Origin of the sequence: Bacillus sp. CBEL-1, assembly GCF_004348885.1 — a bacterium.
Taxonomy (GTDB): Bacteria; Bacillota; Bacilli; order Bacillales; family Bacillaceae_H; genus Priestia; species Priestia aryabhattai_A.
Window position 1 is genome coordinate 815155 of sequence record NZ_SBIM01000013.1, and the last position, 22852, is coordinate 838006.

The window sequence follows — 22852 nt, forward strand, 5'->3', positions numbered from 1 at the left end:
ATAGAAAAGCTGACATGAACGAATCTAAGGGCATTTAAAAAGTATTTTTTTCCCAATTAAAGAGTATACTTTACTAGAAAGTATAAAAGAACAGTTGCAAAATATTCATATTATTATATCAGTATCATAAAATAATATTATAATAATATTCTAAACATTCTTTACTTTCAAAAACACTAATAAAGACCTATTCTTTTTTAGTTCTTTATAATTATTATTATATATATTGATTTCTTTCAATCTAACAAGTAAAAAAGACCATACAAAGAGTATGGTCACATACCGATCGAACCAGACAGTTGGGGGAATTGTCATGCATCGGGCCTTTATTAGAGGGCGTTATGATGTGAAAGGAAATCATAATGACTTCCTATTTTACTATATTCAATATACGTTTTTTTGCCATGGACAAACGTGGATTCTGATCTTTTTTTATAAAATAGAAACACTGCTACCTACTTTATGAATCCATCTTTTTCAATACTAGGATTTTATATCATAAACTATTCGCACCACTTATCACTGACTGGTGGACTACAGCCTTACTCTGCTTGAAGAAGGAGCCTACTTTTGGAAGTAAGCTAAAAGATTTCAAAAAAATGAATCTAAATCACTTACTTATACGTTATATAAAGGAAGTCACTTTAACGTGATAATAATTGAAAAGGAGGGATTGAGTGAATGCGCAATCAATCAAAATTGCCAGGAATCTTAATGCTTACATTTTTTTTGATGATCGCCACAATTTTAGGGGCTACTATTATGTTTTAATACAAAAAAGAAGACCGCATTCTTTGTTTTCATAGATAAACAAAGAATGCGGTCTCTTTATTATCCAATCAATACATCTTCATTTGGATAACGAATTTTTTCCCGTTTTGGTTTAGCTAAAGAAAACGCTAAGGTTAACGGACCTATTTTACCTAAAAACATGATAAAAATAATAATAACACGTCCAACGTATGATAGTTCTGGTGTTACTCCCATAGATAAGCCAACTGTTCCAAATGCTGATACAACTTCAAACATAAGCTTTAAAAAAGGCGTGTTTGGTTCCGATATATTTATTGCAAACGTAGCGAAGAACACAAACATAATTGCAATCATCGAAATAGCTAATGCTTTTACAACATATACAGTACTCAACCTGCGCTTTAATAAAACAATATCTTCACGTCCGCGAATAAATGAAATTACGGCAAATGTTATAACAATAAACGTTGTTAACTTTATTCCTCCACCAGTAGACGCGCTCCCTGCCCCAATAAACATTAAAATGATCATTAAAAAAGCTGTTGAATCCGTCAAGTTAGCTATGTCAATAGAATTAAATCCAGCAGTCCTCGTGCTAACGGCTTGAAAATATGATGCCCACACCTTGTCACCAAAACTCAAACTTCCTAACGTTTTAGCGTTTCCATACTCTAAGAAAAAAATAAACAGCATCGCCACAATATTAATAGCAAATGTTCCAATAATCATTAATTTTGAATGCAGGCTAAGCTTTTTATAAGACTTTTTATCCCACAAATCTGCCAATACCGTAAATCCAATTCCCCCAATAATAAATAAGAATGAAATTACAATATTAATGAGCGGATCTCCTACATACTGTACTAAGCTATCCGATAAAAGTCCAAAGCCAGCGTTATTAAATGCTGATATTGAATGGAACAAGCTAAAAAACAGCCCTTTTCCCCATCCGAACTCTGGTACCCACCGAATTGCTAAAAAGATCAGTGCAATTAATTCAATGAGAAAAGAGAAAATAAAAAGGCGCTTTACTAGCAAAATGACGCCGCCAATATTGGTTTGATTTAAAGCTTGCTGGACTACCATTCGTTCTTTAAAACCAATTTTTTTGCCAAGCATAATAAAGATTAGTACAGCAAACGACATAATCCCTAATCCACCCACTTGTATTAGAAGCATAATAATTACCTGCCCAAATACCGTAAAGCGCGTTCCTGTATCTACAACCGCTAACCCTGTTACCGTCATGGCTGAAGTAGATGTAAACAAAGCATCTACCCAGGAGATTGGTTCTGTTGTAGAAAACGGAAGCATTAAAAGTAGTGCACCAATAATAATTCCACCCCCAAAGATTGATGTTAACAATTGGGGGGGCGTTAGCTTAATACTTCTGGCTAAACTCATTGATTATACGCCTTCTTCCTCAAAGCGATTAATATCTCGATTATGTCCAATAACAATGAGCATGTCACCTTCATGAATAATTTCATGGGCTGTTGGAGAAATCACCATTTCACCGTTTTCACGTTGAAACCCAATAATATTACACCCATACTTTGAACGGATGTTTAGATCAAATAGTGTTTTATTATGAATCTTTTTTGAAGCCATTATTTCCACAATACTATAGTCCTTTGAAAGTTCAATGTAATCAATAATCTTTTCAGAAACTACGTGGTGCGCAATTCGCTTAGCCATATCTCGCTCAGGATGAATAACCTTATCGGCTCCAATTTTTTCAAGTACTTTTTGATGGTATGAATTTACTGCTTTTACCCAAACCTGCTTCACACCCATATCTTTCAATAACATTGTTACCAATACACTCGCTTCAATATCGTCTCCAAATGATACAATTGCATGATCAACATTTCGAATTCCAAGACTTTTGAGACTTGCTTCATCTACACCATTCACCTGCACCGCATAGGTGGCTGTATTTGTGTACTTATTTACGACTTCTTGATTGCGGTCAATAGCTAGAACATCCACATCTAGATTGACGAATTCTTCTACAAGGCTGCCGCCAAAACGCCCTAATCCTAATACCGCAAATTGCTTCTTCATTTCAAACTATCCTTTCTTGTTCCGGTTTCTCTCTTTTTTATTGTGCTCTTTTTTTAGTATCTTACTTATTTGAACGAATAATTTACGCACAAAAAAACACAGGAAGGATCCTGTGTTTTTCTACACATTACATCTCCCCCTCAAAACGCTTACGAAGTTAGCTGTCGGATTCGGGTCATGAGAGTAACCCTACCTCTAAAGGATTCACCCCGAGCACAAAACGTGCAAAATTGGTTCCTCCGCTCCTATTAGGATTCAGCGATTGTATTATGTTGGTTTCTTACTTTAAATGGAAAAATAAGTTATTACTTAAGATTTCACCTTATATTACTCCCACATTTTTGGTATGTCAATACTTTTTTAAATAATAAAATCTCTCTTAAAATAAGAAGAAAAAAAGAAGAATTTTTTATCTTTTTTCACTATAATAGAATATAAAAACGGAAAAGATGATAGAAGCTTATGAACATTGATCGCATTGATTTACATATTTTAAAAGAGTTAACCAATAACGCTCGACTTTCTATGAGAGAGCTGTCCAAACTAGTCAATTTATCGGCTCCGTCCGTCGCTGAACGGGTTCGTCACCTCGAACACGTTGGTATTATTAGCGGATATTCCGTTAATATTAACTGTGAAAAATTAGGACTTCCTATTTCTTGTTTTGTTGAGGTTACAATTAAAAACGGAGAATATAACCGTTTTAAAAAGTTTATCGCTACTTATCCATACGCCTTGTTTTGTGAACGGATAGCTGGAAAAGCTTGCTTCATTACAAAATTACAGCTGCCAAGCCTTAAGGAACTTGAGTCTTTTATCGATGAAGTCACCCCTTTTGCACATACTTTGTCTCATGTAGGAATCTCACAAGTTGAAATCCAACCTGGTTTTATCGACTGCCTTTTAAAAGAAAAATGAGGTAGACTATGATTTACTTCAAATCATCACGTCTTTTCATAAAGCTCAACATTAACATTTAACTACAAAAAAACGTGATGATATCATCACGTTTGAGGAATATGAATAGTTACTACCCATTTTATCTTCTGTATCCTTTTACAGGAAGTAAACAAAAAAATGCCTTTCAACCAAAAGGTGAAAGGACGATGAATTTTCCGAATAATGAAAGTTTTACACTCTTATTTTATCAGTTGTAAAACCACTTGTCTATTTCTATTTTTTTCCACTTTATTCACGTTGCTCTATCACGATAAAAGGGGGCTTCATCAATGAAAAGAACGAATAGGATGAGGCTTGGGCATAAGGAAAAGATTCCTTCTCACATACAAATCATAACTTTTCTAGAGTAGCTGAAATGTCTACGTCCCAGCCTCAGTAATCTATATAAAAGGTGAATTAGGAGACTTCAACGCGCTTAACCTGTCTCTTTAACTCATCCTGAATATAGCTATTGATAGCTTTTTGCACAAGCTTTTGCAAAATTGGCTCTTTCACTTCTTCAACTGTTTTAAATTCAGCGCTATATTCTGCTTTGTCAAAATAATCGTTTACATCTTCTTCGGATACTTTGTCTCGAAAAAATTGTTTGGATTGATAATGAGCTTTAATGTGTTTTTTTACGCTTGCTTCCGTAATGCCTAACTCTTCATAGGCTTTCTCTCTAATTTTTTGACTATAGGAACTTTCAATTTCATTCCACAGCTGTTCTGACTGTTGATTTACCCAATCAGTATCCATAGCTTTTTCTCCCACATACTTATCAACAATAAGCTGATATAGAGCATCTTTTCGATAAGAAGAATCGTTTACCGGAGCATCCGGGTTTAGAAAACCTTGTACGGCTAAAAACTCTTGAAACTCACCATTTGTAATAGAGTCACCTCTGTATATAGCGACCACCTTATTAGACGGCTGTTCATTGTTTAGTGTTGGAAAAACCACTTCTTCAGAAGCATTTACACACCCAGTAATCAACAAGGCAGCGATTAAAAATAGAAATAGCTGCCGTGCTGTGTACATCATTCATCGTTGCCTTGTTGCTTCAACGTTAGTGAAAGGTTTATTTTTTTTCCGTTTCTGTAAACGTCAAGCTTTACTTTATCTCCAATTGCACGCTCCGTGTATAAATACTTGCGTAAATCACTGGATGTTTTTACTTCTTTACCATCTATCCCTACGATGATGTCTTTTGATTGCAAGCCAGCTTCTGAAGCAGCTGAAAAAGGTTCAACTGTTGTAATCACAACACCGTCAGAAGTATCTTCTGTTAAGCCCAGCTCATTTTCTTTAATTGCAGCTGATAAACCCGCTACATCCTGCAGGCCAACTCCCATATATGGTCGATTAATTTTGCCGTCTTTCATTAGCTTATCAATAATCGGTTGAACATCTGCAGTTGGAATAGCAAATCCAATACCTTCTACACCGTCTTCAGCAATCTTTAAACTATTAATACCAATTACTTGACCGGCAGCATTAATTAATGCTCCACCGCTATTTCCTGGGTTAATAGCTGCATCTGTTTGAATAACATCCAAATTCCATTCTCCAGCTGATGTTGTAATGTTTACCGTTCGCTCCGTGCCGCTCACAATCCCCTGTGTAACTGTTCTTGAGAACTGCTCACCAAGAGGGTTTCCAATTGCAAGTACTGGTTCTCCGGCAACAAGTGAAGTAGAATCACCAAACTCCGCTACCGCTTCTACGTTTTTAGCTTCCATCTCTAAAACAGCTAAATCAGTGAGCGGATCCGCACCTACAATTTTGGCATCCTCTTTTTTTCCGTTTGATAACGTAACTTCAACTTTACTTGATCCTTCTATTACGTGATTGTTTGTTACAACATATGCTTTGTTATTATCTTTCCTAAAGATGACGCCTGAACCTGTTCCAGATTCTGCTGTTTGCGTATCTCCTGAAAAAGGATTGGTTCGCTCTTGAATATTGTTTACACCTACTACAGCTGGTGAAACTTTATCCACAACGGATACTAGGTCACCTTGACTTACATTGGTGCTAATGGTTTTGGTCGTAGCTGTAGCACTTGTTGAAGTGGATGCAGTATTAGTTTGGCTTCCGTCATTGATAAACCCTAGCTGAGGTGCACTATATAACACAATTCCTCCACCTAATACAGCACCTGCGATAGACGATGCAAGAAATGGTAAAAACCTTTTTTTAGATTTTTCTTCTCTTCCATTCTCAGAACGATAAGACGAGTAGTCTTGTCTCATACTTCGTTCTTTATCGTATTCCTCATTGTATTGATTCTGTGTTTGCTCATTGTTAGAATGACTGTTATATTCATCATCATTGTGATTTTGATTAAAGTCTCTTGGTTCCATATGGTTAGCTCCTTTATATTCAATTATGTTTTTTCGTTATGTACACTATAAAACAAAATTTTGGGATAAGTATCAAAAGAATATGGGAAATTGTGAAAAATTTTTTTCTGCTTCCAAACACATAGTATAATAGCTTTGAATAGAAAGAGGAGTGTGTATAAAGTGAGCTTTACAATTTACTTAGTCGAAGATGAACAAAACTTAAATGAAGTTTTAACCCTTTATTTACAAAAAGAAGGCTGGTCTGTTACTTCATTTTCAAATGGAACAGATGCCAAGGCAATGATTCATACCCCTCCTAGCCTTTGGGTTTTAGATATCATGCTTCCTGATATCGATGGTTATCAACTCATCCGTGAAATTAAGTCCGCTACCCCTCATATTCCCGTGATTTTCATTTCTGCTAGAGACGCAGATATTGACCGAGTGTTAGGGCTTGAAATGGGAAGCGATGACTACTTGTCTAAGCCTTTCCTGCCTCGCGAGCTTGTTATTCGTGTTCAAAAGCTTTTAAATCTTGTATATGGTCAAAAACAAAAATACGAATCAACAATTGCTATCGGTCCCTATACGTTAGACCTTCATACACGAACTGTATATGAAAACAATGAGCCTATTGATTTAACGTCAAAAGAATTTGATTTTCTTGTTACATTATCTAAAGACATAGGTCAAGCATTTTCACGCGAGCAGTTATTAAACTCTATTTGGGGTGAGGATTATTTCGGTTCAGACCGAGTTGTGGATGATTTAGTACGCAGAGTTCGGAAGAAGCTCCCACATGCTCGAATTGAAACGATTTATGGATATGGTTATCGGATGATGAGCACATGAAAAATCGATCTCTTGCTTTTCAAATTTGGCTTGTCATCTCCGGTATATTATTAGTTATCTCACTTTTGTTAGCTACGTTATTTCCAAGCGCACTTAGACAATTCTTTACGGATGAAATTTATACAAGTATTGAAAATGAACAGCATATTTTAAAAGAATACGGGTTGCCTAGCCGATCTGGTGAATATTACTTTAGCAATGATGAAGATGGACCATCCTTACGAAACCGTACGGTAGACCACATTTTGTTACCTGAAAATGTCGATATTTCCTATCTATCATCACGTGTTCTACCTCAAGATTTTTTAAGACATGCACAGCATCTAGCTCAAAATCAAGAATCCGCTGTCGAACGGTATGAAAAAGACTTAGGTAACCGAACTTTATTCTATGTGGTTAGTAAAGTAATCATTAACGACCAGCCAGCATTTTTACTATCATTTTCATGGGATACGTATCGAAATGCTTTAGCTTCCGCTTTATTTAAGCAGCTATTAGTCGTAATGTCTATCGTTTTCCTTCTAAGCTGGATTCCTTCTATTTGGCTCGCAAAATATTTAAGTCGCCCTCTTGTTTCACTTGAGAAGCATGTTAAGCGAATTGCAGAGCAAGAATGGCACGAGCCTGTCACGTTAGATCGTACAGATGAAATTGGAAAATTGGGTTCTTCTATAGAACAAATGCGACAACGACTCATTCGAAAAGAAGAAGCACAACAAACTCTTCTTCAAAATATCTCACATGATTTGAAAACTCCTGTAATGGTCATTAGAAGCTACGCTCAATCGATCCAAGATGGTATTTATCCAAAAGGAGATTTATCCAATACCGTTCAAGTCATCGAAGATGAATCACAGAAATTGGAAAAGAAAATTCGCGACTTACTATATTTAACAAAGTTAGATTACTTATCTGCTCATCCTGTCAATCATGAGCCTTTTGCTTTGTCAGAACTTATTTGCGAGGTAGTTGATAGACTACGGTGGAGTCGTACTGAAATTCAGTGGGATATTAGGGATGATAGAGTGACTATTGACGGTGATAAAGAACAATGGACCAGAGTTATTGAGAACATTTTAGAAAACCAGATTAGATACGCTGATTCATCCATTTCTATCTCTGTTCACAAAAGTTTCTATGAAGAGATGGACGTTGTAGAGTGTCGAATTGCCAATGACGGATCTCCTATCGAAGAGAACATGCTATCTACGATTTTTGAACCGTTTGAAAAAGGTTCAAAAGGAGAATTTGGCATTGGGCTCAGTATTGTAAAGCGAATTGTTACTATGCATAATGCGACAATCTCCGTACAAAATTTAGATAAAGGTGTTTCTTTTACTATTCGCATTCCAGTTTTATAAACAAAGCCGTGACGTTTTCGCCACGGCTTTGTTGTTTATTTATTTGCGATTTCTTCTAGCTCATTAACTACAGAATCGTTTACTACGCGACTAGAACCTAGTACTGTAAAATCATTATAGCCACTTAAAATATCTGCTGTGCCCGCTGGCAGCTTGTCTGCATCCGTTAGGATAACTGGCACACCGTGTTTTCCAGCTAAAATTGATCCAGCTAATGCATCTGGAAAATTCCCTCCTGCTGCAACATAAGCTTTTTTTGTATTGCCAAGCAGGTTCGTCACAACTTTTTGATTTGTTGCATAGCGATGTTCTCCTGCATATCTCACTCGGTTAGCTGGAAGAGAGTTATAAACTGCTGCATTTACTACCTGTTCAGAACCAATAACAATGGCTTCTGTTTTTCCTTCAAGCACTTGTGCTGTAGCTGTAGGAATCGAAGCTGGTCTTGTTAGTACAATTGGAATTCCTTCTTTCGCTGCATATGGAGCTACTGATAGAGCATCTGGGAAGTTTTGTCCATTCACTACAATTACTTTTGAAGAATTTATTTGCTTAGCAATTGCCGCTGACGTTTCAAAACGATCTGCTCCTCCTAACCGCTGGACTTCCTTAGCCCCTAACTGTTTAATTTCATCTAATACTGAATCACGAATAACCCTTGAACTTCCTAATACAATTACTTTTTCAGGCTGTAAGCGCTGAAGCTCTGCTTTTACAGTTGGATGCAATTCATGACCCGTTGTTAATAATAGTGGAGCATTTTCTTGAACTGCAAGAGGAGCTCCTGCTAGCGCATCTGGAAAATTCCCTCCTGCTGCAATGACAACAGTTCGAGCTGTAGTCCACCCTTCTCTTGCAATTTCTGCAGCTGTATCATAGCGTTCAGGGCCCGCTAAACGCTTTGCTTCTCGCTTGTATTGCTGCGTGCGTTCTGCATTTGGATAGTAAAAACGTAAAATTTGATCGTAGGTTTGACCAGCTTTGGCACGATAATAAGCTCCGTATTGACTCATTCCCACACCATGACCATATCCTAAGCCTTTTAGTACTGTTTCTTTATCAGTAGCATTTTGTTCTGTTACATAGTAACTTTTAATAAGGTTTACCCCAATAATTGGACGAATATCAGAAGCCTTTACATTGTTTAAGCTTAATGTTTTTACATTAAGTTTCCCTTCTGAATCAACATCATCTTTTACAATAAACTTCACTTCTAAACTTCCCTTATTGTAACGATTACTAGCATTCTTTTCCGTGAATTCTAGTTTTGGGATTGAGAGAACCTTAATTTCTTTTCCTTTGTAATCTTTTTGCTGTAGATAAGTTTTAATATTATCAGTAATTTCCTTATCATTTTCTTTGATGGTGCTCCACCAATTTTTATAATGACCTAAGTCTAAGTTCTCTGTGTCTATTTGCTGCTTTTTAACCGTTAAATTCCATGCGTGTTTTGGATCATATGAGTCCGTTTGAATTGGTAAATAAGGAAGCGGTGAGCCTGACCAGGCATTAGCATTAGACTCCGTAACTCCACCATTACTAGATGAATAAAGTGCGCTGATTAATTTCCCGTTATATGTAAGCGTCTGACCATATGATTTTTCAACAGCTGCATTCGTATTAGCGTAGACTGTTTTTCCACCATATACTTGATATTGAATTGTGTCATTAATTGTTTTGTTCAAATGCCCCATTGCATATGTACGTGCTGCAATCGCTTGAGCCGTTAGTGACTCTACAGGCCAACTTGGAATCATTTCGTTAGGAACGACTCCCTTTAAATACTCTTCCATTGATACATGGTTAATTGGTTGTACATATTCGTTACTTTCAATCACAAAATCAAAACTTCCACTATATACTCTTCCCTCAATAAGCGTTTCTGCTGTTTGATTAGTGTATAGCTTAAAGGTTGTATCTTCCTTTAATTTGGTCGTTCCTTTATATAAAGAAATTTTCCCTTGTTCTACCTTTAAGCGATAGGTCTGATTAGCTTCTAAACGAACTCCTTCATAAGATGTTGCTGCATCTTCTGACGTTTGAATTTGAATTTCTTTTTTGTTTTTTAGATAATTTTTTAGCTGGACGCTTATAGTTGGATTCGTTTCAGCTTTCACATTTACCATGGAATAACTCGAACTAAGCATGAACATAACAACTAAAGCAGCAAGTACTTTTTTCATACGTTCCTCCTTGACATAAATAAATCTATGAATCTTTTAAACTTTTTATCGGACAAAAGGAGGGTTTTTTAATCTTTTTTATCTATATATTCCAAAAAAATAAAGTGAATTTCAAATCTACATAACTTTATACCTAATTAATATGACAGAAAATACTCTATTTTTTTACTTTTTATCGTAAAGATTACTGGTTCAAAAATAGGGAATAAAATTGATATATGTTTTTAATATTACATATGTACATTCATTATGGATTGAGGTTTTAAAGGAGTGCTTTATAGATGACAGTTGAACAAATACCTTGCAGTGTATCAAGAGTTGTAAAATCGCAGCATATCTTCCCTAATGATTTAAATAATCACCATACGTTATTTGGAGGGAAAATTGTAGCGGATATGGACATGATCGCATCATTATCTGCTACAAAACATTCAAGAAAGCCATGCGTTACAGCATCGATTGATCACGTCGATTTTATTGAACCTGTGACGGAAGAAGATTTCATATCATATGAGTCTTTTGTTGTACTAACTGGTAAAAGCTCAATGATTATCTTTGTAAAAGTAATCGCTGAGCATTTAATTACAGGTGTTAAACGAATTGCAGCGACTTCTTTCTTAACGTTTGTTGCTTTAGAAGGTGGAAAGCCTGCTATTGTGCCAAAGGTTGTAGCTCAAACTGAAGAAGAAAAAAGCCTACAAGCGATTGCATTAGAACGCAAAAATAATAAGCGTACACAAATTGAACAAAGTAAATCCGTAGCAAAAATTCTTTCAAAAACATTGCGCAGCAGTAACTGAAAAGAGTCCCCATTATAGGGACTCTTTTCAGTTAAAAATAAATTTAATATGCGTTTGCGTTTCGAATGATTTCTTTTATCCTTTTTTCTCTTTTAACAAGTTATTTGCAAAAATCGCCATCGCTTCTTTTAAAAATTCAGCTAACCCTTCTCCGAATTGGTCAATGTTACTTTGAAACCTTTCATCTTGAACATATAGTTCCCCTAATCCTTGAAATGCCTCTGGTGAATACGTCGTAAAATTACGATTCAAAAAGTCATACCATTCTTGTATTGCTTTTTGAACAGGTTCTGATGATGATGATTCATTCATCAACTTAGCTAACTTTTTATAAATCTCATTTGCTTCTGCTGCTAAATCCGCTTGTTCGTCTTTCGTCATCCCTCTAACTTTTTTATTCGCTTCGTTTACTTTTTCGTTCCCCCATCGCTTTTTAGCTTCTTCTTCATACGGATTTTCACTAAAATCAAAACCTTCAAATCTTTGCTTATTAGTCATTGATTTTTCTCCTTTCATTGACTTAATCGTTTGTTCAGTCATGGCAATCATACGATTAAGTCGATTTCTTTTTTCAATTAGAAGCTGTTGATGTAACTCTAACGCTTCTTGTTTATTAAAGGAAGGATCATAAATGACTGCTTTAATTTCTTTTAACGAAAGCCCTAGTTCTTTAAATAATAAGATTTGTTGCAGCATTTCTAAATCTTCTTCAACATATAGCCGGTATCCTGATTCAGTTACCTCAGTAGGCTTCAATAAATCGATATCATCGTAATGATGAAGGGTGCGTATACTAATACCAACTAAGCTAGCTACTTCCTTTACCTGCATGGCCATTTTCAATCCCTCCTCTTAATTAGTAACGATAAAGTATAACGTAGCGTGAGAGTCAATACTTTTCACCATTTATGTAAGAATTCTTTCTAAGAATCAGTTCTGTCAATCCCCCCACTGCAATTCCCACAGTATATGCAATTATGTCACTCCAAAGAAAACCGTAGCCTAAAATTAGTCCTCCTAAAGTAGTGTGTCTAAGGTGTACAATCCACTCTTCTTGGTAGAGCTGACTACATTCAATGCCATAACAAAATAAAATTGATATTACAATAATTCGAATGGTACTAGCTGTTTTATATACACTGGAAAATCCAAGAAAAATCATTATCGCCCAAAGGGTATCCCCTATATACATCCTTAAAAAAGCGGGCAAATACTCTTGAAACACCCGTGTCGATAGCCCTAGTAGAGCTATTATTAAACATAAACAAGCATAGATAACTCTATTTCTATTGTTCATTAATTTCCCCTTTTTATGACTGAATTCAAAACAAAAAGCACTTTTATCAAGTGCTTCTATTTCTTATTATAATAGATTTTTAAATTCTCTAGCTCATTAGCAGATTTAAATTTTTTATTCGTCAAAATATGATGGTTTGAAAACAATTTTTTTACTTCTTCGCTGTTTTTCCCAAGTAATGTTGTCAAATTAGTCATCATTTGAAGATATTGTTCATCGGTTATTTGCTGAGTTGCATGGAGGCAGCTTCCTACTAAATAAGCTAGAGCTGAATTATCTATATTAATAGTAATATCTACTTTTGCGTTTCCACTATCACTTACTAAGCTTTTCATGATAAACCTCCCCGTACTAACCGCTATTCACTCTTCACTAGCCCAAGCGAATTTCCACTACACCCGCTGACTAAAGAGTCCCCTTAATTTAAAAGATTAAGCCGCTATCAGACTGATCTAGCTTCTGAGACTGTTTTGATCTTTTTCCTTGTCCTAGGTTAATATTAACGCTGGAGTTTCCACTGTTGCTAATGATGTTTTTATTTCCATCCTCATTGTTTGTGCCCCCATTTGGACGAAAATCTGGATTTATTTGTGGCCTTCTGCGCGGATTATTCATCATAACTTCCCCTTTCTAATTATGTTTAATACTTATGTTCTACTATATGTAATGGGAATTTATCACGTATAGGTGTTTGCCTTAGGACAATCGTGGAGTTTTGTCCCAAAGTTTCTAGATACAAGCCTGTTTTCAATAAAAAAGACGGCCATACTTGGCCGCCTCCTTTTATCCTTATACTACCGTTCGACGTTCTAAATTAAATACATTCACTCGTTCATCGTCGAATCGGCTTAGCAGAGAGTCCACTCCATATTCTAATGCAAAAGCTCGCTCATTTTCAGAGATTGGGACCGCTTGTAAAAATGCAACTTTTTTATCTGATAACTCGATAGTAGAGAATGTGTCCCATAAAAATGGCGGAATCAATAAAATATGCTGCATATGAAGGCTATGGTCGAAAGAAGTAATAATGTCTTTATAAATTGCTCCAGGAAAGATTGAAACGTGCGACTTCATCATATGAAATACACACTTGCTTAAAATTTGCGGGAAAAGTTCAAATGAAGAATGACATGCCCCTACAATTTCAATGCGAAGTGGAATACCACCAACCGTGTATCCTGTTGGACAATGATATCCTCCTAATGTTGCGTATGCAGTTAATTCTGATCGCGGATGATTGCCTGTTGCTAAAACATGCACGCTGTGTGTTTTTTTTGCATCTTCAAATTCATCAATGCGATCCTTCCCTCCAAAAACTTCAACTGCTTTATGTATAATTTTCTCATCGTCTTTTGAATAATTAGTCATCAAAAAGCCTCCTTGCTATCAAGCTTACAAAGCCTCTACTGTACAGGATATACTACCAAACGAAAAATCGATAGCAATACGATAATTTGTGAACAAAATGTTATCTGTTCGTAACATATCCTTTAAAAACCAACTTCACATTTTCTTTTTACTACTTCTTCTAAACCATAGGCAAGTTCCCAATCAAAAGAAGCTGAATATACTGTGCTAGATAAATTGAGAATTGAACATGTGATATTATTTTGCATTGCCTTTATACACTGGTCATGTCTCAGATATTTTTGGAATATAGATAAAAACTCACTCTTATTCTTTCAGGAGGACTATTTCATGACTGAACATTTATTACTAGCCTTTGGTTTAACATTAATGGCAGGTCTAGCAACAGGAATAGGAAGTATTTTAGCTTTTTTTGTATCTACAACGAATACAAAATTTCTATCAATTGCACTCGGCTTTTCAGCTGGTGTTATGATTTATGTATCCATGATTGAAATTTTTGTAAAAGCACAGGATGCACTTGTAGGATCACTTGGTAAAGTATCTGGAAATTGGGTAACAGTTGGTGGTTTTTTTGCTGGAATGCTCTTAATTGCAATGATTGATAAATTCGTACCAAAGCAAGGAAACCCCCATGAACTAAAAACCGTAGAAGATATGAAGAAACCAGAAGTAAAAGACACTGCTCTCTTAAAGATGGGTACATTTACCGCTTTAGCAATCGCTATTCATAATTTCCCTGAAGGAATTGCTACGTTTACGTCGACTCTTCAAGATCCTTCTTTAGGAATAGCGATTGCAGTAGCAATTGCTATTCACAACATTCCTGAAGGAATTGCTGTTTCAGTGCCGGTTTATTTTGCAACAGGTGATAAAAAGAAAGCATTTAAACTCTCTTTTTTGTCAGGTCTTTCAGAGCCTTTAGGAGCTATCGCTGCATATTTCTTACTCATGCCTTTTTTGAACGACGTTATGTTCGGAGTGATATTTGCCGCAGTTGCAGGAATTATGGTCTTTATTTCTTTAGATGAACTTTTACCTGCTGCTCAGCGATATGATGAGGCTCACCTTTCTATTTATGGACTTATCGGCGGAATGGCTATCATGGCTATTAGTCTTCTTCTATTCATATAGAAAAACCCCCTTTTAAAAGGGGGTTTTTCTTACAGTTTAATAATTTGTAACTTCTTAGGATACTTCGTTAACGTTTTATTTCCATCTTTCGTAATAACTACATCATCTTCAATACGTATTCCACCAACGTTAGGGATATAAACGCCCGGCTCAATGGTATAAACCATGCCTTCTTTTAGTATGTCATCATTGGTACGGTTCATAGAAGGAAATTCGTGTACACTAATTCCTAGCCCGTGACCTAGTCGATGTGGGAAGTATTCTCCGTATCCTGCTTCTGAAATAAGATTACGCGCAATCATGTCTAAGTCCCCAATCCTTGTACCAGGCTTGGATGCAGATAAAGCAGCTTCTAACGCTTTATTAACCGTCTCATACATATGCTGTTGTTTTTCAGAAATTTCCCCGAATGCCACTGTTCGCGTAATATCCGAACAATATCCATCTAACACAACGCCTAAGTCAAATAAAACCATGTCACCTTTTTTTAGTGTACGTAACCCAGGATTGCCATGAGGGTCACCCGTTTTTTCTCCAAATAAAACCATTGTAGAGAACGACATCTCGCGAATACCTTTTCGCTTTAATTCATATTCAATTTTAGCAAGAACGTCCATTTCCGTAACGCCTTCTTTTAAAGCAGATACACCTACTTCAACACCATAATCAGCGAGAGCTGCTGCTTCTTGTAAAATGTCGATTTCTGCTTGCGTTTTCACTACCCTTAATTCGTTCATTTTTTCTTCTACGCTTTCAAATACAACATCTTGATACAATGTTTTTAACTCTTCACTTCGCAGGAAAGATAGCTGCTCTTTTTCAACTGCTAAACGATCAATAGTATTAATTTCTCTTTTATGTAATGCAGCATGAATTAGCTCCCAAGGGTTTTCATGATCTTCATATCCAACAACATCATATTGCCACCCTGCACTTTTTGCTTGATTAACTTCCATAAAAGGACAAACAAGTAAAGGTTCAGTATTTGGAAATACAAATAGACCTAAAAGTCGTTCATGTGGATCCGTATAAAAATTTGTTAAATAAAATACATTTTCTGTTGAAGAAATAAATGCAGCATCATAGCTTTTTTCAGAAAGCCAAGAAGCCACGTTACTTAAGCGTTCATTCATCGCATATAACTTCCTTTCTTAATCTCTTAAAGCTATTATACCATAATTTCACTACTTTCTCGACTAGTGAAACAACGCCTTTAGGCGTAAAAGACATTCTAGTTTATATACTATTTTGCAGTGATTCCCTAGGTTGAATAATTACTTTTTTAAGCCATTGATTATTATACTGATAAACAAGGTGGTAATCTCCTCCGGTAAAGTATTGTTTCTCAAGCATCTCTTGGTTGTTTAAAAAGCCTGGGTCACCAATAAAATAGTTTCCTTCTTTTAATGTAAACGTTTGAATAAACGAACTTACTCCTTCTCCATCTACATCATCATCGATGACTATTTCAACAGAATTGCCATTGCTATGAAAATCAAATTCACCTGTTTGATCGAGCCGTACGACCGGTACATTAAACTCGCCTACTTTTAAAAATTGTTCCATTCCCTTCAAAACTTCAGATTCATGATCATCAAATAACAGGTAGTAGTTAAACTTATATCCATCTGCCTGGAGCATGTTTGCAATTAATTCAAAATGCTCTTTGCTTTGCTCATCATCAAACATGACAATGAATGATTCGTGATAAGATACCATTTGAAAAGGCGTCATTACCTTCTCTTTAAATCGTAACTTCAACTGTTCACATCGCTTTCCCGTCACTTTTGCTCCTTTAATTGTTCCCACTCCATATGTTTTCCAGTGTGAAACAGCTTTTTGTGGAATAACGACTATATTTGAAGATGATACGTATAAGCTCATTTATCCATCTCCTTTGCCATTCTGCATTTTTTCACCTTTTACTAATTAGAGACTTTTGGCTCATTCACCTGCAAAAAACGTATAAATTCATTAAAACCTTTTTGTTTGCTTCAATCTTACATAATACATACCTAGCTTTTACGGTTAAAATGGCTAATACTTGCTAATCATAGAATGTGATGGTAATTTTATATAAGAATATAATTGCTATACTTTTCAATTACTTTAAAATGATAGGTGAGAATATTGGAACAACGTGAACATCGCAAACGGCATAAACAGAGAAAGAAGAAGCGAATGAGAAGATTTTTTCTTTTTTGCTTTGTAGTACTGATTGCTTTAGCTGGATATGTTTTTTATCAATATCAACAAGGGTTAGCTGAAGCAGACGGCGACTTTCAAAAAGATGGACAATTTGAATTTAACGGTAAAAGCGCCAATTTAGATACTATGAACGTTCTTCTTTTAGGGATTGATTCCCGTGGGGAAGAACATTCACGTGCTGATACAATTATGATTGCGCACTACGACAAGGATAATAACCAACCAAAAATTGTATCCCTTATGCGAGATAGTTATGTGGATATACCCGGGTATGGAAAAAATAAAATCAATGCAGCATATGCATTTGGAGGACCTGAGCTTCTGCGCAAAACAATTAAGGAAAATTTCGGTATCGATGTCAATTACTATGCAGTAGTAGATTTTAAAGGCTTCTCAAAAGTTGTAGATACAATTGCTCCAAATGGTATTGAAGTTGATATTAACCAAAGAATGTCCCATGGTATCGGGATGACCTTAGAACCAGGAAAGCAGACGCTTCACGGTGAAGAGCTATTAGGCTATGTGCGATTTAGACATGATAGTCAAAGTGACTTTGGACGTGTTCAAAGACAGCAAGAGGTTTTAGGTAAACTTACAGAAGAAGCGTTAACGCTTCAAACAATAGCTAAAGCACCTAAGTTATGGGGAATTATTGATCCCTATGTGGATACAAATGTACCGCCAAAGACCTTCGTATCTATCGGAAAAGACTTTTTACTTGGAAGTTCAAATGACCTTGATTCGCTTCGCATCCCTGTTGACGGTGCGTTTACTAATGAGCGTGTTTCAGGAGCAGGAGCTGTACTACGATTAGATATAGAAAAAAATAGACAGGAAATTCAAACATTCTTAGATTAAAAAGACTCAAAAGCAGAAAGTTTTCTGCTTTTGGGTCTTTTTTTTATGTTTATACATATATTAGTTACGCTACGGAAACACGACAACGAAATCCGTGTCTACTGGAGGGACCAAACGTGAAACTATATCAGTATGCTCAGCGTAAAACTAACTCTATGCTTTATCAGCCTTATCATTTTAACACCATTCTTTCTCAAACAGGAGATGTAAAAATAAATTACATTTCATTAGCTCCTTATGATTACACGCCTCAAACTGAAGCCACGATTCCGAAACTATTATTAGTTGTAGGCGGCGACGGATGGGTTGGTAACAGTGAGGACCGAATTGGTGTCAATTCCGGAGAAGCTGTATTCTGGAAAGCTGGTGAATACGTTGAATTTGGTAGTGCGAATGGAATGACCTGTATTAGTATTGAAGGCTTTGAGATTTCTCCAGATACGTGGCTTCAAGCACTACATAAAGGTACAGCTTCGTCGTAAGTAAAAAAGAGGATAGTCATAACTAAATGATTCCTTTTTTAGCATAATTATGTTGTAAAAACAAGTTCGTTCCATTATGCTTCAAACACTTGCTTTCCGCGGCGAAAGCAAGTGTTTGAAGCCAACAAAAAATATCAGAACGATTAAAAGGAGTTAACTTTCAACAGTTCTGATATCTCATTATCCTAAATACTTATGCTCAAACCTAATTTACTAATTACCTCCTGATATTAATCCCTTTTCAACCAAGAACTTACGAGCTACCTCTTCTGCTGCTTTTCCTTCAGCATTGACTTCATAGTTCATTTTACGCATTTCTTCATCCGTAATTTTCCCTGCTAACTTATTGAGAATCTCTTTTAATTCAGGGTATTCTTTTAATGTTTCTTCTCTTAAGACCGGGGCACCTTGATAAGGTGGAAAGAACTTTTCATCATCTTCTAGAACTGCTAGATTATACTGTTCAATTTCTGGATCTGTTGCATACGCATCCAATAAGTTAATATCACCTGTTTGGACTGCATTATAGCGAAGCTTTGGTTCCATCGTTTTAACATTTTTTAGAGCTAAGCCATACTCTTTTTGAAGACCTGCATATCCATCTTCTCGATCCTTAAATTCGAGGGTCAAGCCAGCCTTTACCTGATCCGCCACATTTGTTAAGTCTGAAATGGTTTTCACATTATTTTGTTCCGCAAACTCTTTGGTCACTGTTAATGTATACGTGTTATTAAAAGCCATCGGTTGAAGGTAAGCTAAATCAAATTTCTCCTTGAGTCCTATTTTGGCTTGTTCGTACACCTCACTAGCCTCGTTGCTGTCAGGCTGCTCTTTTAAATGCGTAACAAGCGCTGTTCCCGTATATTCTGGATAAATATCAATTTCTTTATTACGAAGGGCTTCAAATACAAAAACCGTTTTTCCCAATGACGAACGTAAATCTACTTTCAAATTCGTTTCATCTTCAATTAACTGCTTATACATATTAATTAAAATATCTGGTTCTGCACCAAGTTTCCCACCAATTACAAGGTCTGGTTCAGTTGTTTTCATAGCGATGAACGGGGAAGAAAGAATCAGTACTAAAATAGCCACCATGATAATAGGACGTTTTTTTGAACCCTTCTTTGAAAAATTTTCAATTATTCGAAGAGCGACATCAAAGACAATTGCTAATAGGGCTGCTGGAATGGCCCCTAATAAAATAAGAGCATTATCGCTTCGATCGATTCCTAATAGAATTAAGCTACCTAATCCACCTGCACCAATTAATGCAACGATGGTCGCTGTTCCAATAATTAGAACCATTGCTGTACGAATACCAGCCATTATAACTGGAAGAGCTAATGGGAGTTCGACTTTTACCAGTCGCCTAAATGAATTCATCCCCATTGCTCTTGCTGCTTCAATTAAAGATGGATCTACTTCTTTAATTCCTGTATATGTATTGCGAACAATTGGTAATAAAGCATAGAGAAACAAAGCAATAACAGCGGGAACCGTTCCTATTCCTACTACTGGAATTAATAACCCTAATAAAGCTAATGAAGGAATCGTTTGTAGAACAGCCGTTACGCCAATAATAGGCTCAGCAATTCGTTCATGCCTTGTTAAATACAGACCAAGAGGTACGGAAATTAACACTGCAATTAACAGCGCGAGTACGGAAATCTGAACATGTTCAAGCAGTGCTTGAAGAAGCGCGTCTCCCCTTTGTTCTAACAGAGTAGTTAATCCATTCATTATACCATCGCTCCTTGTTTTGATTTATTAGACAAGAAGGCAAGGATATTTTTGTTTGTTACAATACCAATTTTTCTTGAACCTTTATAAACACCAACATAATCGTTTTCTTGTAAAAGTTCTACCGCTTCGCTAATAGATGCGGATGACTTTAATTGTACGGGTGCTTCAATGTGCTCAAAACCTTGCTGGTTTGTTTCATTAACGAATACTTCCAATGGTTGGAGCAATATGCTTCCCTGATTACCAATAAATGATTTCACAAAATCATTTTTAGGCTTTTGAATAAATTCTTCCGGTGTGCCAATTTGAACTACTTCCCCATCTTTCATTAAACAAATACGATCGCCAAGCGTCATTGCTTCGCTCATATCATGCGTAACAAAGACGAATGTCTTTTTTATCTTTTCTTTTAAAGCTAAAACGTCTTGCTGCAGTTGATCACGACTTAGCGGGTCCAATGCACTGAAAGGTTCGTCCATCAGAATAACGGGCGGATCGGCTGCGAGGGCTCTAGCTACACCAATGCGCTGCTGTTGCCCACCGGAGAGCTCAGAAGGTTTGCGATTGCGGTACTGCTTAGGGTCAAGTCCAACAAGTTCTAATAACTCATCTACACGCTTTTTAATTTTATTCTTTTTCCACCCCTTCATCTCAGGTACTACCGCTATGTTTTCAGCAATGGTCATATGAGGGAATAGAGCAATTTGCTGGAGTACGTAACCGATTTCCCAGCGAAGTTCATTGATGTTGTGATCAGTTACTTTTTTATCTGCTATGTATAGATTACCACTAGTTACATCGTGTAAGCGATTTATCATTTTGAGCGTTGTTGTTTTTCCACATCCACTAGGACCAATAAGAACAAAAAACTCTCCTTGCTTTATTTCTAAATTAATTTCTTTGACAGCTATAGTTCCATCCTCATACTGCTTTGAAACATTTTTAAATGTAATCAAATTTAGATGCACTCCTCGTCCAATTTTTATTGCTAACCTCTTTTACCCCTGTTGTTTATTCCTTAAACATTTTTATCGTTTCTCTCTTTTTTGAAAATAAACCTTTTAAAGAATACCAAAAAAACGAGACCCCTTACTTAAAAAGGCTCTCGTTTTACTACACTTATTATGCTAGCGACAGGGATTGAACCTGCGACCTCTTGCTTACCATGCAAGTGCTCTACCTACTGAGCTACGCCAGCGTCAATTGTAATTATATCATATTCTTGTATTTTTCAAAACACTTTATTTCATTTATTATCCAAAATATATTTATCTAATCCACCATAGTCTACAAAAATTCAAATGAATGTAAGAATACCTAACAACAAAAATGAGAATTTTCTAAAAATGAGTTACACTGGTAAAACATTCAAGAAACTAGAAAGGAAGAAGATAAATGGACCAACAACAAATGCTTAAAAAATCTCCCCCAAAAACACCTTACCCACGTGACTGTACATTTAGCAAGGAGGACTGGACTACTCTTTCAACTTATTGGTATCCCGTCGCACAAATAGCTGAAGTAAACGAAAAGCCGCTTAGCGTTAAGCTGTTAGATGTTAATTTAGTGGTATATCGAACTAAAAAACAAGTTGTTGTAGCCCGAGATCTCTGCGTTCACCGTGGAACTCCGCTTAGTATGGGTTGGGTAGAGGACGATGAAATTGTATGTCCTTATCATGGATTCCGCTACAACACAGAAGGAGCTTGCACATCAATACCAGCGCACCCTGATGCAAATATATCTCCCCGCCTTTGCATGACAGTGTACCCTGCTATCGAGCGTTTTGGACTCATTTGGACATCGTTAACAGGGGAAATCGATAACATTCCACAGTTTCAGGCTTGGGATGACCCTGATTTTCAACAAATTGTTTGTCCTAGCTTTGATATAGGTGGTTCAGCAGGTCGACAGATGGAAGGCTTTTTGGATGTTGCACATTTTGCCTGGGTTCATACGGAGACATTTGGAGATCGGAACAATGCATTCGTTCCCAGATATAAAGTTGATAAAACAGACTATGGTTTAAACGTAGAGTATTTAAGCACTGTGAGCAATTATTCTAAAGAGCAAGCCCACTTAAACCCGGAAAACTTTAAATGGCTGCGAGTATTTGACGTGTATCCACCTTTCACCGCTACGCTAAAAGTTTATTTTCCTGAAGGGGGCCAGCTTTGGATTATGAATGCAGTTTGTCCAGTTTCTGCCCGTGAAACACGCTTATTTGTACCTATTGCCCGTAACTTTGACAAGGACTCTCCTGTTGAAGGTGTTTATGACTTTAATCTTCGAGTATTCGATGAAGATCGTGAGATGGTCGAAAATCAAAAGCCTGAAGATCTTCCTCTTGATTTACAAATGGAGGCTCATATCGCGGCTGACCAAACATCCATTGCTTATCGAAAACTGCTAAAATCAATGGGCTTAAGCTTTATTTATACGAGCTAATAAAAAGC

General features: G+C 36.3%; 22 protein-coding genes, 1 tRNA gene and 1 riboswitch. Of the genes, 8 read left to right on the top strand and 15 right to left on the bottom strand.

Features of this window, described 5'->3' with window-relative positions; all coding sequences use genetic code 11:
- Positions 1–831: 831 nt before the first annotated feature.
- Positions 832–2157: a TrkH family potassium uptake protein gene (locus tag EPL02_RS14145; protein WP_094912079.1), complete on the bottom strand. Its 1326-nt coding sequence runs from the start codon at positions 2155–2157 to the stop codon at positions 832–834.
- Positions 2158–2160: 3 nt separating this feature from the next.
- On the bottom strand, positions 2161–2820 hold the full coding sequence (locus tag EPL02_RS14150; RefSeq protein WP_131888055.1) for a potassium channel family protein: 660 nt from the start codon (positions 2818–2820) through the stop codon (positions 2161–2163).
- Between the two features lie 131 nt (positions 2821–2951).
- A riboswitch (cyclic di-AMP (ydaO/yuaA leader) is annotated at positions 2952–3091 on the bottom strand.
- Positions 3092–3282: 191 nt separating this feature from the next.
- On the opposite strand from EPL02_RS14150, the gene EPL02_RS14155 reads away from it, so the two are divergent.
- A complete protein-coding gene (locus tag EPL02_RS14155) occupies positions 3283–3738 on the top strand; it encodes an Lrp/AsnC family transcriptional regulator (protein ID WP_131888056.1) in 456 nt (151 codons plus the stop codon).
- Between the two features lie 438 nt (positions 3739–4176).
- On the opposite strand, the gene EPL02_RS14160 is transcribed toward EPL02_RS14155, so the two are convergent.
- Both EPL02_RS14160 and EPL02_RS14165 read right to left on the bottom strand, forming a co-directional pair.
- Entirely contained in the window at positions 4177–4803 is a 627-nt protein-coding gene (locus EPL02_RS14160) for a hypothetical protein (protein WP_131888057.1), read from the bottom strand.
- Positions 4800–6014, bottom strand: coding sequence for a S1C family serine protease (locus EPL02_RS14165; protein WP_131888484.1), 1215 nt, complete (start codon positions 6012–6014; stop codon positions 4800–4802). Before EPL02_RS14165 ends, EPL02_RS14160 begins: the two co-directional genes overlap by 4 nt.
- 273 nt (positions 6015–6287) lie before the next feature.
- Here EPL02_RS14165 and EPL02_RS14170 point away from each other — a divergent pair, with 273 nt between their 5' ends.
- Positions 6288–6959: a response regulator transcription factor gene (locus tag EPL02_RS14170; RefSeq protein WP_094912075.1), complete on the top strand. Its 672-nt coding sequence runs from the start codon at positions 6288–6290 to the stop codon at positions 6957–6959.
- A complete protein-coding gene (locus tag EPL02_RS14175; protein WP_131888058.1) occupies positions 6956–8320 on the top strand; it encodes a sensor histidine kinase in 1365 nt (454 codons plus the stop codon). The genes EPL02_RS14170 and EPL02_RS14175 overlap by 4 nt, the downstream gene beginning before the upstream one ends.
- Before the next feature lie 35 nt (positions 8321–8355).
- On the opposite strand, the gene EPL02_RS14180 is transcribed toward EPL02_RS14175, so the two are convergent.
- Entirely contained in the window at positions 8356–10503 is a 2148-nt protein-coding gene (locus EPL02_RS14180; RefSeq protein ID WP_131888059.1) for a SpoIID/LytB domain-containing protein, read from the bottom strand.
- A gap of 281 nt (positions 10504–10784) precedes the next feature.
- Here EPL02_RS14180 and EPL02_RS14185 point away from each other — a divergent pair, with 281 nt between their 5' ends.
- Entirely contained in the window at positions 10785–11303 is a 519-nt protein-coding gene (locus tag EPL02_RS14185; protein WP_094912072.1) for an acyl-CoA thioesterase, read from the top strand.
- Between the two features lie 75 nt (positions 11304–11378).
- Here the strand turns inward: EPL02_RS14185 and EPL02_RS14190 are convergent, their stop codons facing one another.
- From EPL02_RS14190 to EPL02_RS14210, 5 genes are all read right to left on the bottom strand, one after another.
- Positions 11379–12140 (bottom strand): MerR family transcriptional regulator, encoded by a 762-nt coding sequence (locus EPL02_RS14190; RefSeq protein WP_131888060.1) that lies wholly within the window; start codon positions 12138–12140, stop codon positions 11379–11381.
- A 52-nt stretch (positions 12141–12192) separates the two neighbouring features.
- On the bottom strand, positions 12193–12600 hold the full coding sequence (locus tag EPL02_RS14195) for a ribosomal maturation YjgA family protein (RefSeq protein ID WP_131888061.1): 408 nt from the start codon (positions 12598–12600) through the stop codon (positions 12193–12195).
- A gap of 56 nt (positions 12601–12656) precedes the next feature.
- A complete protein-coding gene (locus EPL02_RS14200; RefSeq protein ID WP_094912070.1) occupies positions 12657–12935 on the bottom strand; it encodes a hypothetical protein in 279 nt (92 codons plus the stop codon).
- An 88-nt stretch (positions 12936–13023) separates the two neighbouring features.
- Positions 13024–13215 (bottom strand): hypothetical protein, encoded by a 192-nt coding sequence (locus EPL02_RS14205; RefSeq protein WP_094912069.1) that lies wholly within the window; start codon positions 13213–13215, stop codon positions 13024–13026.
- Between the two features lie 174 nt (positions 13216–13389).
- Positions 13390–13968, bottom strand: a complete 579-nt coding sequence (locus tag EPL02_RS14210) for a suppressor of fused domain protein (RefSeq protein ID WP_094912068.1) — start codon at positions 13966–13968, stop codon at positions 13390–13392.
- Positions 13969–14298: 330 nt separating this feature from the next.
- Here EPL02_RS14210 and zupT point away from each other — a divergent pair, with 330 nt between their 5' ends.
- Positions 14299–15102 carry a zinc transporter ZupT gene (zupT, locus tag EPL02_RS14215; RefSeq protein ID WP_094912067.1) on the top strand — a complete coding sequence of 268 codons (804 nt, stop codon included), beginning with the start codon at positions 14299–14301 and terminating at the stop codon, positions 15100–15102.
- A gap of 29 nt (positions 15103–15131) precedes the next feature.
- Here the strand turns inward: zupT and EPL02_RS14220 are convergent, their stop codons facing one another.
- Together EPL02_RS14220 and EPL02_RS14225 are read right to left on the bottom strand one after the other, a co-directional pair.
- Positions 15132–16235, bottom strand: coding sequence for a M24 family metallopeptidase (locus tag EPL02_RS14220; RefSeq protein WP_131888062.1), 1104 nt, complete (start codon positions 16233–16235; stop codon positions 15132–15134).
- Positions 16236–16338: 103 nt separating this feature from the next.
- Positions 16339–16986, bottom strand: a complete 648-nt coding sequence (locus EPL02_RS14225; RefSeq protein ID WP_131888063.1) for a hypothetical protein — start codon at positions 16984–16986, stop codon at positions 16339–16341.
- A 297-nt stretch (positions 16987–17283) separates the two neighbouring features.
- On the opposite strand from EPL02_RS14225, the gene EPL02_RS14230 reads away from it, so the two are divergent.
- Together EPL02_RS14230 and EPL02_RS14235 are read left to right on the top strand one after the other, a co-directional pair.
- Positions 17284–18168: an LCP family protein gene (locus EPL02_RS14230; RefSeq protein WP_434223166.1), complete on the top strand. Its 885-nt coding sequence runs from the start codon at positions 17284–17286 to the stop codon at positions 18166–18168.
- 116 nt (positions 18169–18284) lie between these two features.
- Entirely contained in the window at positions 18285–18650 is a 366-nt protein-coding gene (locus EPL02_RS14235) for a hypothetical protein (protein ID WP_094912063.1), read from the top strand.
- Between the two features lie 213 nt (positions 18651–18863).
- Here the strand turns inward: EPL02_RS14235 and EPL02_RS14240 are convergent, their stop codons facing one another.
- The 3 genes from EPL02_RS14240 to EPL02_RS14250 form a co-directional block, all read right to left on the bottom strand.
- A complete protein-coding gene (locus tag EPL02_RS14240; RefSeq protein WP_094912062.1) occupies positions 18864–20393 on the bottom strand; it encodes an ABC transporter permease/substrate-binding protein in 1530 nt (509 codons plus the stop codon).
- Positions 20393–21352, bottom strand: coding sequence for an ABC transporter ATP-binding protein (locus tag EPL02_RS14245; protein ID WP_131888064.1), 960 nt, complete (start codon positions 21350–21352; stop codon positions 20393–20395). The genes EPL02_RS14240 and EPL02_RS14245 overlap by 1 nt, the downstream gene beginning before the upstream one ends.
- A 169-nt stretch (positions 21353–21521) precedes the next feature.
- A tRNA-Thr gene (locus EPL02_RS14250) sits at positions 21522–21594 on the bottom strand.
- Positions 21595–21791: 197 nt separating this feature from the next.
- Here EPL02_RS14250 and EPL02_RS14255 point away from each other — a divergent pair.
- The gene (locus EPL02_RS14255; RefSeq protein ID WP_131888065.1) at positions 21792–22844 is read left to right on the top strand and encodes an aromatic ring-hydroxylating oxygenase subunit alpha; all 1053 of its coding nucleotides are present in this window, start codon (positions 21792–21794) and stop codon (positions 22842–22844) included.
- Positions 22845–22852 lie beyond the last annotated feature (8 nt).